Annotated in this window: 14 protein-coding genes; 6 read left to right on the forward strand and 8 right to left on the reverse strand. The window is 74.3% G+C overall.

From position 1 onward, the window contains the following. Positions 1–75: 75 nt before the first annotated feature. Positions 76–594: an SRPBCC family protein gene (locus tag ACWEFJ_RS08305; RefSeq protein ID WP_378094090.1), complete on the forward strand. Its 519-nt coding sequence runs from the start codon at positions 76–78 to the stop codon at positions 592–594. 392 nt (positions 595–986) lie between these two features. On the opposite strand, the gene ACWEFJ_RS08310 is transcribed toward ACWEFJ_RS08305, so the two are convergent. Genes ACWEFJ_RS08310 through ACWEFJ_RS08325 form a run of 4 tightly spaced genes read right to left on the reverse strand, consistent with a single transcriptional unit; the run spans position 987 to position 3,061 of the window. Further along, positions 987–1,514 (reverse strand): hypothetical protein, encoded by a 528-nt coding sequence (locus tag ACWEFJ_RS08310; protein ID WP_378094092.1) that lies wholly within the window; start codon positions 1,512–1,514, stop codon positions 987–989. 4 nt (positions 1,515–1,518) lie between these two features. Beyond that, positions 1,519–2,247 carry a metallophosphoesterase family protein gene (locus ACWEFJ_RS08315; RefSeq protein WP_449713304.1) on the reverse strand — a complete coding sequence of 243 codons (729 nt, stop codon included), beginning with the start codon at positions 2,245–2,247 and terminating at the stop codon, positions 1,519–1,521. Next, entirely contained in the window at positions 2,244–2,492 is a 249-nt protein-coding gene (locus tag ACWEFJ_RS08320; protein WP_053715990.1) for a BON domain-containing protein, read from the reverse strand. The genes ACWEFJ_RS08315 and ACWEFJ_RS08320 overlap by 4 nt, the downstream gene beginning before the upstream one ends. After that, entirely contained in the window at positions 2,492–3,061 is a 570-nt protein-coding gene (locus tag ACWEFJ_RS08325) for a nucleotidyltransferase family protein (RefSeq protein ID WP_378094096.1), read from the reverse strand. Before ACWEFJ_RS08325 ends, ACWEFJ_RS08320 begins: the two co-directional genes overlap by 1 nt. 75 nt (positions 3,062–3,136) lie before the next feature. Here ACWEFJ_RS08325 and ACWEFJ_RS08330 point away from each other — a divergent pair, with 75 nt between their 5' ends. Next, positions 3,137–3,373 carry a DUF6480 family protein gene (locus ACWEFJ_RS08330; RefSeq protein WP_378094098.1) on the forward strand — a complete coding sequence of 79 codons (237 nt, stop codon included), beginning with the start codon at positions 3,137–3,139 and terminating at the stop codon, positions 3,371–3,373. 97 nt (positions 3,374–3,470) lie between these two features. On the opposite strand, the gene ACWEFJ_RS08335 is transcribed toward ACWEFJ_RS08330, so the two are convergent. Continuing rightward, positions 3,471–4,475 carry an NAD-dependent epimerase/dehydratase family protein gene (locus tag ACWEFJ_RS08335; protein WP_449713305.1) on the reverse strand — a complete coding sequence of 335 codons (1,005 nt, stop codon included), beginning with the start codon at positions 4,473–4,475 and terminating at the stop codon, positions 3,471–3,473. Positions 4,476–4,522: 47 nt separating this feature from the next. Here ACWEFJ_RS08335 and ACWEFJ_RS08340 point away from each other — a divergent pair, with 47 nt between their 5' ends. Both ACWEFJ_RS08340 and ACWEFJ_RS08345 read left to right on the forward strand, forming a co-directional pair. Beyond that, a complete protein-coding gene (locus ACWEFJ_RS08340) occupies positions 4,523–5,263 on the forward strand; it encodes a ZIP family metal transporter (protein WP_449713306.1) in 741 nt (246 codons plus the stop codon). A 101-nt stretch (positions 5,264–5,364) separates the two neighbouring features. Next, positions 5,365–5,556, forward strand: coding sequence for a hypothetical protein (locus ACWEFJ_RS08345; protein WP_449713307.1), 192 nt, complete (start codon positions 5,365–5,367; stop codon positions 5,554–5,556). 128 nt (positions 5,557–5,684) lie between these two features. Here the strand turns inward: ACWEFJ_RS08345 and ACWEFJ_RS08350 are convergent, their stop codons facing one another. Further along, complete coding sequence (locus ACWEFJ_RS08350; RefSeq protein ID WP_449713308.1) at positions 5,685–7,064, reverse strand: xylulokinase; 1,380 nt, start codon at positions 7,062–7,064, stop codon at positions 5,685–5,687. Further along, entirely contained in the window at positions 7,064–8,200 is a 1,137-nt protein-coding gene (gene xylA, locus ACWEFJ_RS08355; protein WP_378094108.1) for a xylose isomerase, read from the reverse strand. Before xylA ends, ACWEFJ_RS08350 begins: the two co-directional genes overlap by 1 nt. 61 nt (positions 8,201–8,261) lie before the next feature. Here xylA and ACWEFJ_RS08360 point away from each other — a divergent pair, with 61 nt between their 5' ends. Next, positions 8,262–9,434 (forward strand): ROK family protein, encoded by a 1,173-nt coding sequence (locus tag ACWEFJ_RS08360; protein WP_449713309.1) that lies wholly within the window; start codon positions 8,262–8,264, stop codon positions 9,432–9,434. A 72-nt stretch (positions 9,435–9,506) separates the two neighbouring features. On the opposite strand, the gene ACWEFJ_RS08365 is transcribed toward ACWEFJ_RS08360, so the two are convergent. Further along, positions 9,507–10,037 (reverse strand): AAA family ATPase, encoded by a 531-nt coding sequence (locus ACWEFJ_RS08365; protein ID WP_449713310.1) that lies wholly within the window; start codon positions 10,035–10,037, stop codon positions 9,507–9,509. Positions 10,038–10,524: 487 nt separating this feature from the next. On the opposite strand from ACWEFJ_RS08365, the gene ACWEFJ_RS08370 reads away from it, so the two are divergent. Then, entirely contained in the window at positions 10,525–13,176 is a 2,652-nt protein-coding gene (locus tag ACWEFJ_RS08370; RefSeq protein ID WP_449713311.1) for an nSTAND1 domain-containing NTPase, read from the forward strand. Positions 13,177–13,182 lie beyond the last annotated feature (6 nt).

Genomic DNA, 13,182 nt, shown 5'->3' on the forward strand with positions numbered 1-13,182 from the left:
AGGGTCGATGTGTGGAAACCGGGTGAACGGGTAACCAGGTGTCGAACTCGATTCCCGACGAGAGGGTTGTGTGCAGTGACGACGATCGAGAAGTCCGTGGACGTCGAGGTCCCGGTCACGACCGCCTACAACCAGTGGACGCAGTTCGAGTCGTTCCCGCAGTTCATGGAGGGCGTCGAGCGCATCACGCAGGTGACGCCCACCAGGACCCACTGGGTCACCAGGATCGGCGGCGTCACGCGCGAGTTCGACGCCGAGATCACCGAGCAGCACCCCGACGAGCGGGTCGCCTGGCACACGGTCGACGGTCCGCCGCAGGGTGGTGTGGTGACGTTCCACCGGCTCGACGACCGGCGGACCCGCGTGCACGTGCAGATGGAGTACGACCCGCAGACGCTCACCGAGAAGGCCGGTGCGGCGGTCGGCGTGGTCGGCCACCGCGTGTCCGGTGACCTGGAGCGCTTCAAGCAGTTCATCGAGGGGCGCGGGATGGAGACCGGCGCGTGGCGCGGCGACGTGAGCCGCCCGCCGCAGGCCGGCGAGACGCGCCACGACCTGCCCGACGCCGGCCGCCCGGGTGACCCGCTGCGATGAGCCGGAGGGCGGTGCCCGAGCCGCGGCGACGGAGCCGGTCACCGGTCCCGATCCCCCGGCCCCGGCCGCCCGTCGACGGCAGTTGACACGTGAAGGCCCCGCGAGCCCCCCGCTCGCGGGGCCTTCGCACGTCGGCTGCCCGCTCTTCGCACCCGGGCTTCCCGCTCGGAGGGCTGTCGGACGTCCGAGCCTCACACGTCTCCCCTCGCGCGCCTTCGCGCGTCGGCTCACGGGCCCGACGTTCGGTGCGCGACCTGCGCGCCGCTCTCCCGTGCCCCCTTCACCCCGGCACCCGACCAAGCCTTCAGGACACCTGCCCGGCGTGCCCCGCCGACACGCGAAAGGCCCGCGGACGCCTCCGTCCGCGGGCCTTTCGTCGGAGCCTGGCTCCCCTAGCCGTCCTTCAGCCGGTCGAACAGGCCGCGCACCGAACGCCGCAGCGCCGACGTGGCGTCGCCGAGCAGCGAGCCGGCCGCCCGGTTCCCGTTGGCCGGCTGTCCCGCCTCGCCGTCGGGCTCCCCGCCCACGTCCCCCTCCAGCAGCTCGCGCAACACCTCCACCACCACCTCGGGGTGCCCCAGCGGCACGGGGGCGGCGAAGGTCTGGGCGGAGCTGATCAGGTGCTCGTGCCGCCGGATCAGGTCGCCGACCGCTGCGCCGGCCGCCGCGCCCGCCACCACGTGCACCGGCACGGCGCGGTCGGCGAACTCGGACAGCACCTCGTCCACCTCGTCCCACGGCTCGTCCGCCGCGGGCAGGCGGCACCACATGACCTGCAGGTGCTCCGTCAGCGGGCGCCACGTGCCGGGCAGCTCGCCGTGCCTGCCGACGCCGGCGGGGTCGAGCACGACCACGGCCGGGGCGTCGGGCGGACCCGCCCACACCACGGACGGACCCGCGGTCCTGGGTTCCTGTTCCATGCGGCTACACCTCCACCACTTCGGGTGCCACGCAGTAGACCGTGTACGCCGATCGGATGACCGGTTGCGCGACGTTGCGGACCCGCACGCCGCCGGGCGTCATGCCGTGCTCGGTGCCGAAGTGCGCGTGCCCGTGCACGGCCAGCTGCGCGCCGTTCGCGTCGATCGCCTCGCCCAGCAGGTACGACCCGAGGAACGGGTAGATCTCCGGCGGCTCGCCGCGCAGCGTGTCCGGCACCGGCGAGTAGTGCGTCAACGCCACCTTCACGTCGGTGTCGAGGTCGGCCAGGGCGGCGGCGAGCGAGTCGGCGATGCCGGTCGTGTGCCGGATGAACGCCTTCATCTCCGGCTCGCCGAACGCGCTGCCGCACTTGCCCGCGAACCCGCCGCCGAAGCCCTTCACGCCCGCGACGCCCAGCGTCTGGCCGTCCACGGGGATGGTGGCGGTCCCGCCCTCCAGCACGGTGAGGCCCGCGTCGCGCAGCACGGCGGTCACCTCGTCCGGCTTGTCGTCGTGGTAGTCGTGGTTGCCGAGCACCGCCACCACGGGCACGGGCAGCCCGCCGAACTCGTCGGCCACCACCCGCGCCTCGGCCACGGTGCCGTGCCGGGTCAGGTCGCCCGCCAGCAGCAGCACGTCGGCGCAGTCGCCCAGCTCCTCCAGGGCGGGCCGCAGCCGTCCGCGCGCGTCCTCGCCCAGGTGCACGTCGCCCACCGCCGCGATGCGGATCATCGGATCTCCTCTCGGCCGACCGGGGCGTCGGACGGCACCACCTTCACGTCGTCCAGCACGGTCAGCTCCGGGGCCACGTCGTGGATCACCGCCTCCAGCTCGGCGCGGCGCTCGGGGCTGGCCACGTCGCCGGACAGCAGCACGTGGTCACCGCGCACGGTGACCCGCACGCCGAGTTCGGTCGTGCGCGGGTCCTCGGCCAACGCCTGGCGGAGCCGGGCGGCGAGGTATTGCTCTGCGGTCATCAGGCGCTCCTCGTCAGCGGGGAGGACAGCAGGTCGAGGCGTTCGACCAGCACCAGGAACGCCTCGGCGTACGGCGAGTGCTTGGTGGCCTCGCGGACCTTCTCCCAGTCGATCTGCTCGCGCAGCGCGCGGGCGAACGGCAGCAGCTCGCTGAAGTCGCAGCGGTGGCCGTCCAGGACGAGCAGCTTGCCGATCATCACCTCGGTCGCGGGCATCACCGGCAGCACCACGGAGCCGACCTGCAGCTCCTCGGCGCGCGACAGCGTCTCGTCGGTCACCGGGACTTCGTTGGGGCGGAACAGCAGGTCCACCAGCGAGTCGCCGTCGTAGACCTTCAGCAGCCAGTCCTCGGGCGGGGTGGCGGCACGCATGCCGGCCGCGACGAGCGCGCTCACCGCGTCACGGGCGTCCTGCTCCCGCACCAGGATGTCGACGTCGTGTTCGGTCGCGGGGCCGCCTCTGGCGTACACGGCGCACCCGCCCGCGAGGGCGAACGGGATGTCGTGCGCGCGCAGGGCCTTGGCCACCTTGGTCAACGTGCGCAGCAGCTCGTCTTGGACACCGCTCATGCGAGTTGATTACCCGTACGGGCAACTGTTCACACGGGGGCGGGTACCGCCGTCCACACGGGGTAGTCCCCTGTCATGACTGCCACACCGCCCGACCCGGACCCGGCCCGCACGCCGGGGCTGGAGCCCGGTGGCGGGGTCGCGCCCGGCGAGACACCGCCAGACTCCGGCCAGACCTCCGGCCTGTCCCACCCGCAGCCGATGCCGTCGCGGCGCGGCCCGATCATCACGTTGGTGGCCGTGCTCGTCGTGACGCTGCTGACGCTCGCGTTCGTGGTGGCGCAGGTGATGGGGTGGACCAACCTGTTCTGACGGCGGCCCGCTCGCACGGCGCTCACGGTCCTCCGAGAGCGGTCGGGGCCCTTCGCGGCGAGGGCGGTCGAGTTTTGGCGCCCTGCCGCCGGGGCGGTCAGGGGCGCAGCGGCGGGCTCGGCGGCAGCCCCTCCTTGCGGCCCAGGCCGTCGAGCAGTTGCCGCAGCGTGTCGCGGGAGTTGTGGCGCGGCGTCCAGCCGAGCCGGGTGAACGCCTTGGTCGCGTCCAGCAGCGGCGCGGTGAGGGCGAGGTCGACCCAGCCGTGCGAGGTGGGTTGGAGCCGCAGGCGCCAGCTCACCCGGGCGGCCGTGCGCAGGGCCGTCGCCGGGATCGGCACGTGCCGGGCGCCCATGACCTCGGCCAGGAGCTGGGGCGTGACGACCGGGTCGGACACCAGGTTGTACGCGCCCTCGGCGGTGGTGGCGAGGATCGTCCCGAGGGCGTCGGCCACGTCGTCGGCGTGCACGAACTGGAGCACCATCGTGCGCGGCAGCGGCAGGACCGGCAGCCGCGCCCGGAACAGGGCGTGCGGCACCAGCCGACCCAGGAAGTAGCGCTTGATCTCGGCCGCGGCGTCCGGTTGCAGCACCAGGCCGGGGCGCACGCGGGTCACCCGGAGGCCCGGGTGGTCGCGTTCGACCTGGTCCAGCAGGTGCTCCACGGCCGCCTTGTGCCGGCTGTAATAAGACGTGGAGACGCCGTCGGTCGGCCAGCTCTCGTCCACGGTGTGGTCCTTGGCCGCGGGCGAGTACGCGCCGACGGACGACATGTGCACCAGGTGCGGCACGCCGGCCTTGAGGGCGGCGGTGAACACCCGGTCGCTGCCCGCCACGTTGGTCCGGTAGAGCACGCGCTCGTCGTGGCCCGGCTGGACGCGCCACGCCAGGTGCACGACGGCGTCGGCGTCGCGGAACGCCTCGACCAGCGGCTCCTCCGCGCCGTCCCGGCTGAGGTCGATCGGCGTCCACTCGATGTCGTAGGGCGGTTCGGCCGCGGGCGGTCGGCGGGAGATGCCGCGCACGGCGGTGCCCGGTTCGCCGGCGAGCCGACGCAGCAGCGCGGTGCCCAGATTGCCGGTCGCGCCGGTGACGACGATCCTCATGGCGGTCGGGTACCCGCGCGGGCCGGGTGCGACACGGGGGAGGTCGGGTGCTGGAGGCGGCGGGGTGGGGGTTGCTGGCCGGGTCGGCGTTGCTCGTCGGCGCGCTCGTGGGTTTCCTGACGAAGGTGCCGCGCGACGTGGTGGCCGGCGTGATGGGGTTCGGCAGCGGCGTGCTGATGTCGGCGGTGTCGTTCGACCTGATCGACGAGGCGCACGAGCTGGGCGGCCTGCTGCCGACGGCCCTGGGGGCCGCGCTCGGCGCGGTGGTCTACACGGCGGCGAACGTGGTGTTGGCCAAGCGCGGCGCACGCCACCGGAAGCGGTCGGGCGGGTTGCAGCCGTCGGAGTCGGAGCAGAGCGGGTCGGGCACGGCGATCGCGATCGGCGCGCTGCTGGACGGCATCCCCGAGTCGGTGGTGATCGGGGCGAGCCTGCTCGGTGGCGGCGGGGTCAGCGCGGTGACGGTGGCGGCGGTGTTCATCAGCAACGTGCCGGAGGGCTTGTCGTCGGCGGCGGGCATGCGGCGGGCCGGCCGGTCGAAGCGGTACGTGTTCGGGTTGTGGACCGGAATAGCGCTGGTCAGCGGCCTGGCGGCGATGGCGGGCTACGGGCTGCTGGCGGGCGCGCCGCCGCAGTGGCTGGCCGCGATCACCGCGTTCGCGGGCGGCGCGATCCTGTCGATGGTCGCCGACACGATGATCCCCGAGGCGTTCGACGACGCCCACCTGCTGGTCGGCCTCGCGACCGTGGCGGGCTTCCTGAGCGCGTTCGCGCTGTCGCACGCCTGACCCTCGGAGCACCGCCGGCTGCCGGTCCTCGCGCCCCGGCTGCCCGTCCCGGTGCCGGTGTCACTGGCCCTGGGCGAGCCGGCCGAGGGCTACCCGTTCCCGTGGTCGGTCCGCGGTGGCTGAACGGGCGGACGGCGGCCCCGGACCTCATCGACGACATGGTGGCGTTCGCGCTCTCGATCGCCGACTTCCTCCGCGCGTTGCGGCGGGTAGACGCGGGCGCGGCGGCACGCGCCGCCGGGTCGGTCGGGCCGCGCCGGGTGGTCGAGGAGGTCCTGGCCGACGCGCCGTAGACCGCTCGCTTTCGGTTGACGCCCCCGGCGCGCCGTAGAGGGGGCCGCTCGGCCCGGGGATGACGAACCCCGACGTGCATGGGCGGAGGGGGCGCTCCCGCGGCCGGGAACGCCCCCTCCGGGTCATCTCAGCGGTTGACCGTCAGCTCCCGCGCGGCGGCGTAGCGCTCCCGCACCCACGGGGTCGGGTCGGCCTCGACCGAGGTCGACGCCAGCTCCGACCACAGCGGCGGGGTGTCCGCGCCGCCGACCGCCCACGCCGCCTGCCGGGCCGCGCCGTCGGCCACGTACTCGCTCGGCGACGGCACGACGACCGGGCAGCCGAACACCGCGGGCGCGAGCCGCTGCACGGCGGGCATCCGCGCCCCGCCGCCGATCAGCAGCACCCGGTTGACCGGCATGCCCAGCGCCCGCAACGCGTCGATCGCGTCCGCCAGGCTGCACAGCAGGCCCTCGACCGCGGCACGCGCCAGGTGCGCCGGGGTCATGGTGTCCAGCCGCATGCCGTGCAGCGCGCCGGTGGAGTCGGGCTTGTTCGGCGTCCGCTCCCCCTCCAGGTACGGCACGAGCACGAGCCCGTCCGCCCCGGCGGGCGCGCTCAGGGCCAGGTCGGACAGGTCCGCCAGGTCGACCCCGAGCACGGACGACGTCGCCGTGAGCACGCGTGACGCGTTCAGCGTGGCCACGAGCGGCAGGTGGCCGCCCTCGGCGTCGGCGAACCCGTTGACGATGCCGGTGCCGTCGGTGACCGGGCTCGGCCACCGCGCGAACGCCGTGCCGGACGTGCCGATCGACACCACGACGTCGCCCGGCTGGGCCTGCACGCCGAGCGCCGCCGCCGCGTTGTCGCCCGCGCCCGCGCCGAACCGGCCGTGGACCAGCTCGGCCGGGCCGACCACGCGCGGCACCGCGACGACCTTGCCCAGCGCCAGCTCCAGCAGGTCCGGCCGGTAGTCCTCGGTGGACGGCGACCAGTAGCCCGTGCCGCTGGCGTCGCTGCGGTCGGTGGTCAGCGCGTCGAGCGACGTCGCGCCGGCCAGCTTCCACGTGAGCCAGTCGTGCGGCAGGCACACCGCGGCCGTGCGCGCGGCGGACTCCGGCTCGGTGGCCGCGAGCCACCGCAGCTTGGTCACGGTGAGCGAGGCGACCAGCACGCTGCCGATCGCGTCCGCCCACTTGTCCGGACCGCCCAGCTCGGCGGTCAGCTCGGCCGCCGCCCCCGCGGAACGGGTGTCGTTCCACAGCAGCGCCGGCCGGACCACCTCGCCGGACTCGTCCAGCGTCACCATGCCGTGCTGCTGCGCGGCCACCGACACGGCGGCCACGTCGTCCAGGCCGCCCGCGTCCGCGATGGCCGTCTGGAGGGCGTCCCACCACGCGGAGGGGTGCACCTCGGTGCCCGCCGGGTGCGCCGCACGTCCTTGTCGCACAAGGGCTCCGGTGTCCGCGTCGCGCACCACCACCTTGCAGGACTGGGTGGACGAGTCGACGCCCGCGACGAGCGCCATCAGCGCGCGCCCAGCAGGTGCTCGGTGGCCAGCTGCGACAGGCGCACGAACCCGAAGCCGCGCTCGGCGGCGGTGGTCGGGTCGACGTCGTCGGCCTTGATGAAGTCCGCGATCGACTCGCCCGGGTTCAGGGTGGGCTCGGCCAGCTCGTACACGCCGCTGTACTTGAGCGCCTCCTGCACCTCGGGGTCGGCGCGGAAAGCCGCCGCCCGCTCGCGCAGGAGCTTGTAGGTGCGCATGTTGGCCGCGGCGCTCTCCCACACGCCGTCGAAGTCCTCGGTGCGCAGCGGCTTGTAGTCGAAGTGCCGCGGGCCTTCGTAGCCGCCGTTCTCCAGCAGGTCCACCAGGAAGAACGCGGACAGCAGGTCGCCCTGGCCGAACACGAAGTCCTGGTCGTAGCGCGGGCCCTTCTGGCCGTTGAGGTCGATGTGGAAGAGCTTGCCCTGCCACAGCGCCTGGCCGATGCCGTGCACGAAGTTGAGGCCCGCCATCTGCTCGTGGCCGACCTCGGGGTTCACGCCGACCAGCTCGTGGTGCTCCAGCGTCGAGATGAACGCCAGGGCGTGGCCGATCGTCGGCAGCAGGATGTCGCCGCGCGGCTCGTTCGGCTTGGGCTCCAGGGCGAAGCGGAAGCCGTAGCCCTGGTCCACCGAGTACTGGGCGACCGTGTCGATGGCTTCGCGGTAGCGGTCGAGGGCGGCGGCCACGGGCTTGCCCGCGTCCACCTCGGAGCCTTCCCGGCCGCCCCACAGCACGATGGTCTGCGCGCCCAGCTCGGCCGCCAGCTCCATGTTCCGCAGCACCTTGCGCAGGGCGAACCGGCGCACCGAGCGGTCGTTGCTGGTGAAGCCGCCGTCCTTGAACACCGGGTGGGTGAACAGGTTGGTGGTCACCATGGGCACGACCAGGCCGGTCTCGTCCAGCGCCGCGCGGAACGCCGCGACCCGCCGGTCCACCTCGGCCGCGTCGGAGCCGAAGGGGAACAGGTCGTCGTCGTGGAACGTGATGCCCCACGCACCGAGTTCCGAGAGCTTGCGCACCGCGTGCGGGGCGTCCAGCGGGGGGCGGGTCGCGTCGCCGAACGGGTCGCGTCCCGGCCAGCCGACCGTCCACAGGCCGAAGCTGAACTTGTCCACGAGGGCACCTCCAATAAGTTTGATGCCTGAACTTATCGCACTCAGCCGCTAGTATCCAGTGGTGTCCAGACCACAGCCCGCGGGCCAGCACACCGTGCGACGGCACAACTCCGCCCTGGTGCTCGACGCCATCGCCGCCGCCCCCGGCTCGTCGCGGGCCGCCGTGGCCGCCCGCACCGGGTTGACGAAGGCCACCGTGTCGAGCCTGGTGGACCGGATGATCGGCGCGGGGCTCGTCGCCGAGGGCGAGGCGCAGGCCCGGTCCGGCCCCGGCCGGCGCGGCACGGCGCTGCACCTGTCGCCGACCGGGCCGCACGGGCTCGGCGTGGAGATCGGGGTGGACTACCTCGCCACGTGCCTGGTCGACCTGACCGGGCGGGTGCGGGCGCGGTCGGTGCGGGCGGGCGACAACCGCGCCTCCTCCCCCGCCCGCGTCCTGGCGAGGGTGGCCACGGCGGTGCGGACGGCGGCGAAGCAGGACGTGCCGATCGGCGGCGTGGGCGTGGCCGTGCCGGGTCTGGTGGAGGTGGCCGGCGGGTCGCTGCGGCTCGCGCCGAACCTGGGGTGGCGCGAGGTGGACGTGCGCGGGGAGCTGACCCGGCGGCTGGGGCTCGACGTGCCGGTGCTGGTGGGCAACGAGGCGAACCTGGCCGCGTTGGCCGAGCTGTGGCACGGGGACGTGGCGACGGACTTCCTGCACGTCTCCGGCGAGGTCGGCATCGGCGCGGGCATCGTGGTGAACGGGGCGTTGTTCGAGGGCGTGTCCGGGTTCGGGGGCGAGATCGGGCACCTGTCGGTCGACCCGCGGGGGCCGGCGTGCGCGTGCGGGTCGCGGGGGTGCCTGGAGCGGTTGGCCGGGCAGGACGAGATCGTGCGCGCGGCGGGCGTGACGGGGGTGGACGAGCTGCTGGCCAGGCTCGCGGCGGGCGACCGGACGGCGACGACGGCGGTCCGTTCGGCGGCGCGGTGGTTGGGGGTGGCGCTGTCCGGCGCGGTGAACCTGCTGGACCTGCCGACCGTCGTGCTGGGCGGCACGTACGCCCGGCTGGAGCCGTGGTTGCAGGAGCCGCTGCACGCGGAGCTGGACCGGCGGGTGGTGAGCGCGGAGTGGTCGCGCGTGCGCGTGGTGGCGTCGTCGTTGGGCGCGGAGGCCGCCGTGCGGGGCGCGGCGACCACCGCCGTCCGCGCGATCCTGGCCGACCCCGACCCCTACGTGACCACGGCCCTGTCCTGAACGTTCAACTCACCTGTTCCGAACGTAGGACACACGCGTTCCCAACGTAGGACACACGCGCGTGTCCTACGTTCAGGTCGCGTGTGTCCTACGTTCGGAACGCGTGAGTTCACCGTTCAGGACGGCCAGGAGCGAGCGGTAGGTGCGGGTCGGGTCGCCCTCCGCGGAGGGGATGACCACGGGCGACCGGGTGGCGATGATCCGTTGCAGGGCGTCGTGCATGGCGGACAGCTCGGCCGGGGTCGCCCGGACGGTGCCGCGCTCGGTGAAGCGGCGGATCGCGTTGGCCTTCGTGTCCGTCAGCACGACCTCGTGGTAGGCCGCGCCCACCTCGGCGGCCAGGGCGGACAGCCGGTCCAGGAACTCCGGGCGGCCGAGGAACTGCGGCACCACCACGTCGTGACCGGCGGTCAGGTGCACGCGCGCGGCGGCGACGGCGATGTCCCGGGCCAGCCGGCCCGCTTCGCCGAGGTCGCCCGCGATCAGGTCGCGCACCCGGTCGACGTCCAGCGCCAACGCGGGCGGGTGGTCCTCGGCGTACCGGCGGGCGATGGTCGACTTCCCGCAGCCGGGCGGGCCGTTCAGCGCGATCAGGCGGGGCACCCCGGCCAGCCTAGCGGCGCGGGGGACGGCGCCCCCTGGTCGCCGCCCCCGCACCACCCATCGTGCCGACGACCGGTACACGCCCGGTACATACCGGCATGTACCGACACCACTACGCATTGTCACCAACACGCCCGAGGTCACGGGCCGGGCCCGAAGTGCGTGACGCGTGTTGGTCACCGACCGCAACAAGGGCCACCGACGACGGACCGGCCGCCACGCCCACCGGAAGACCGGGTGACGACCCGCGACAACAGGCCGTTGACCTGCACCGGAGCCCGAACCACCGGCGAGCGGGGCGCACGCCGGGAGGCGTCCGGAGCCGAATCGCCCGCGGAACGCGGGCCGGACGGCTTCACCCGAATGCAGTCGTCGGAAGCGGAGGCGCTTCGGCCGCCGGTCTGACAGCCTGGACGACACGTTTGCCGACGCGGACAATCGTCGCAGGACAGCCAGGGGGTGACCGGTGCCGCGTGGAGAGCGCCCGTTGGACGTCGGTGACAGCCCGCTGCTCAAGTTCGCCGCCGACCTCAGGTCGCTGCGGGACAAGGCGGGCGGGTACAGCTACCGACAGCTCGGCGCGCGCGCCCACTACTCGGCGACGACGCTGTCGGACGCCGCGGGCGGGCGCAAGCTGCCCACGCTGGCGGTGACGCTGGCCTACGTGCGCGCGTGCGAGGGCGACGTGGCCGAGTGGGAGGACCGGTGGCGGCAGGTCGCCGCCGAGGTGCTGCCCACCCCCGAGCCCGGTCCCGACGAGGGCCACCCGCCGTACGCGGGTCTGGCCGCCTACGGCACCGAGGACGCCGAGTGGTTCTTCGGCCGCGACCACCTGCTGGACGAGCTGGAGCAGCGCCTCTCGCACCGCCGGCTCGTGGCGGTGTTCGGCGCGTCCGGCGCGGGCAAGTCGTCGCTGCTGCGCGCCGGCCTGGTGCCGCGGCTGTCCGGCCGGGTCGTGGTCACCTCCCCCAGCCTGACCGCCGAGCCGGACCTCGACGCGGACCTGGTGATCGTGGACCAGTTCGAAGAGGTCTTCACGCTGTGGCCGGACGCGGACCGGCGCACCGCCTACGTCGACGCGCTCCTGGCCGCCCCGGGCAAGGTCGTGCTCGGCGTGCGGGCCGACTTCTACGGGCACTGCGCGCAGCACCCGGCGCTGGTGGAGGCGCTGACCGACGGCCAGGTGCTGCTCGGGCCGATGGGCCCAGAGGAGCTGCGCCAGGTGATCATGCAGCCGGCCGTGAAGGCGTCGTGCACGGTGGAGACGGCGCTGGTGTCCCGGCTCGTCGCCGACGCCACCGGCCAGGCGGGCGTGCTGCCGCTGATGTCGCACGCGTTGCTGGAGACCTGGCGACGCCGGCGCGGCACCACGTTGACCCTGGCCGGCTACGAGGCCGCGGGCGGCATCCAGCACGCCATCGCGCAGACCGCCGAGCGCACCTACACGTCGCTGGAACGGCACCAGCGCGCAGTGGCCCGGCAGGTGTTCCTGCGGCTCACCGCGCTCGGCGACGGCACCGAGGACACCAAGCGGCGGCTGCCCCGGTCCGAGCTGGACCACGACGTGGACGTGGACGTCGTGCTCGACCGGCTCGCGCACGCCCGGCTGCTCACCCTGGACCGCGACACGGTGGAGATCGCGCACGAGGCGCTGATCCGGTCCTGGCCCCGCCTGCGCGGCTGGCTGGCCGAGGACCGCGAGGGGCTGCGCACCATGCGCCGGCTCACGGAGGCCGCGGCGACCTGGGAATCGCTCGGCCGCGACCCGGACGCGCTGTACCGGGGCGCCCGGCTGGACGCCGCGGTCGAGTGGACGCAGCGCGGCGGGGTGCGCCCGAGCGCTCAGGAACGCGACTTCCTGGCCGAGAGCCTCCAGGCCCGCGACCGGGAGCGGCAGCTCGCGCACCGGCGGACCCGGCGGCTGCGCCAGCTCGTCGCGCTGCTGGCGGTGCTGCTGGCGCTCGCCGGCACGGCCGTGGTGCTCGCGATCGACGCCCAGAAGGAGGCCGCGGCGGGCTGGAAGTCCTCCACCGCCTGGTACGTGGCCAACCAGTCGCAGGCGCAGCGCAGCAGCGACCCGCAGCTCGCCGACCAGCTCGCCATCGCCGCGTACCACCTCGACCCCAACGACGAGACCCGCGACGGCGTGCTCAGCGCGAACGCCACGCACCAGCGCGACATGGCGGTGCGCGCGGCGTTCGCCTCCGCGCAGGCGCGCAGCCCGGACGGCGTGCCGCAGGCGAACACGCGCGTGCTCGGGCCCGCCGACGAGACGGTGACGTCGATCGCGGTGAACCGCGACAACCAGGCGTTCGCCACCACGCTGGTGGACGGGTCGGCGAAGGTCTGGGACGTCACCGACGTGACCTTCGAGGTCGCGCACACCTTCGACTTCCGGGTGGACCGCATCGCGCTCGACCCGGCCGCCGCGCGCACCCTGGTCACGGCGGGCGCGGACGCCGAGGTGGCGGTGTGGGACTGGGCGGACCCGGCCCGGCCGGTCCTGGCGTCCCGCCTGCCCGGCCACTCCCGCCCCGTGCTGGGCGTCGGCTACAGCCCGGACGGCGAGGTCGTCGTGACCTATGACGTGCTGGGCGTCGTCCGGCTCTGGGACGTGTCGGTCCCGGCGCGCCCGGCGCGGGTCGCGCAGCTGGACCTCGGGTGGGACATCACGTCGGCCGCCCTGTCGCACGACCGGCGCACGCTGGCGCTGGGCACGGCGAAGGGCCAGGTCAGCCTCTTCGACCTGACCGAGGAGGGCAAGCGGGTCGAGCTGTGGTCCGACAAGGCGCACCGGGGCGCGGTGCAGGCGCTGGGGTTCCGCGCCGACGACCGGGCCCTCGCCACCGTCGGCACCCAGGACAAGGTGGCGCTGTGGGACGTCGCCGACCCGCGGCGGCCGGCCGAGCGCGGCCGGATCAACGGCCTCACCAAGGGCGTCTACGCGGTCGGGTTCGGCGACAGCCCGACCGTCGTCGTCACGTCGAAGTCCAACGGCACGACGCGCTCGTGGGAGTTCGACTTCGACACGGCGGTGCGCGAGATGTGCGCGGGCGTCACCACCCACCTCAGCCACGAGGAGTGGCAGCAGTACGTCGGCGCGGGCGGCGCGCTGGAGTACCGCCGCCCGTGCGGTTGATTGGCG

It is taken from the genome of Actinosynnema sp. NPDC004786 (genome assembly GCF_053601135.1).

What these genes read in the sequence shown, in the direction of transcription:
- ACWEFJ_RS08310 (WP_378094092.1), bottom strand. Translation starts at nt 1,514, where the DNA reads ATGGAACAGGAACCCAGGACCGCGGGTCCGTCCGTGGTGTGGGCGGGT.
- ACWEFJ_RS08315 (WP_449713304.1), bottom strand. Translation starts at nt 2,247, where the DNA reads ATGATCCGCATCGCGGCGGTGGGCGACGTGCACCTGGGCGAGGACGCG.
- ACWEFJ_RS08320 (WP_053715990.1), bottom strand. Translation starts at nt 2,492, where the DNA reads ATGACCGCAGAGCAATACCTCGCCGCCCGGCTCCGCCAGGCGTTGGCC.
- ACWEFJ_RS08325 (WP_378094096.1), bottom strand. Translation starts at nt 3,061, where the DNA reads ATGAGCGGTGTCCAAGACGAGCTGCTGCGCACGTTGACCAAGGTGGCC.
- ACWEFJ_RS08330 (WP_378094098.1), top strand. Translation starts at nt 3,137, where the DNA reads ATGACTGCCACACCGCCCGACCCGGACCCGGCCCGCACGCCGGGGCTG.
- ACWEFJ_RS08335 (WP_449713305.1), bottom strand. Translation starts at nt 4,475, where the DNA reads ATGAGGATCGTCGTCACCGGCGCGACCGGCAATCTGGGCACCGCGCTG.
- ACWEFJ_RS08350 (WP_449713308.1), bottom strand. Translation starts at nt 7,064, where the DNA reads ATGGCGCTCGTCGCGGGCGTCGACTCGTCCACCCAGTCCTGCAAGGTG.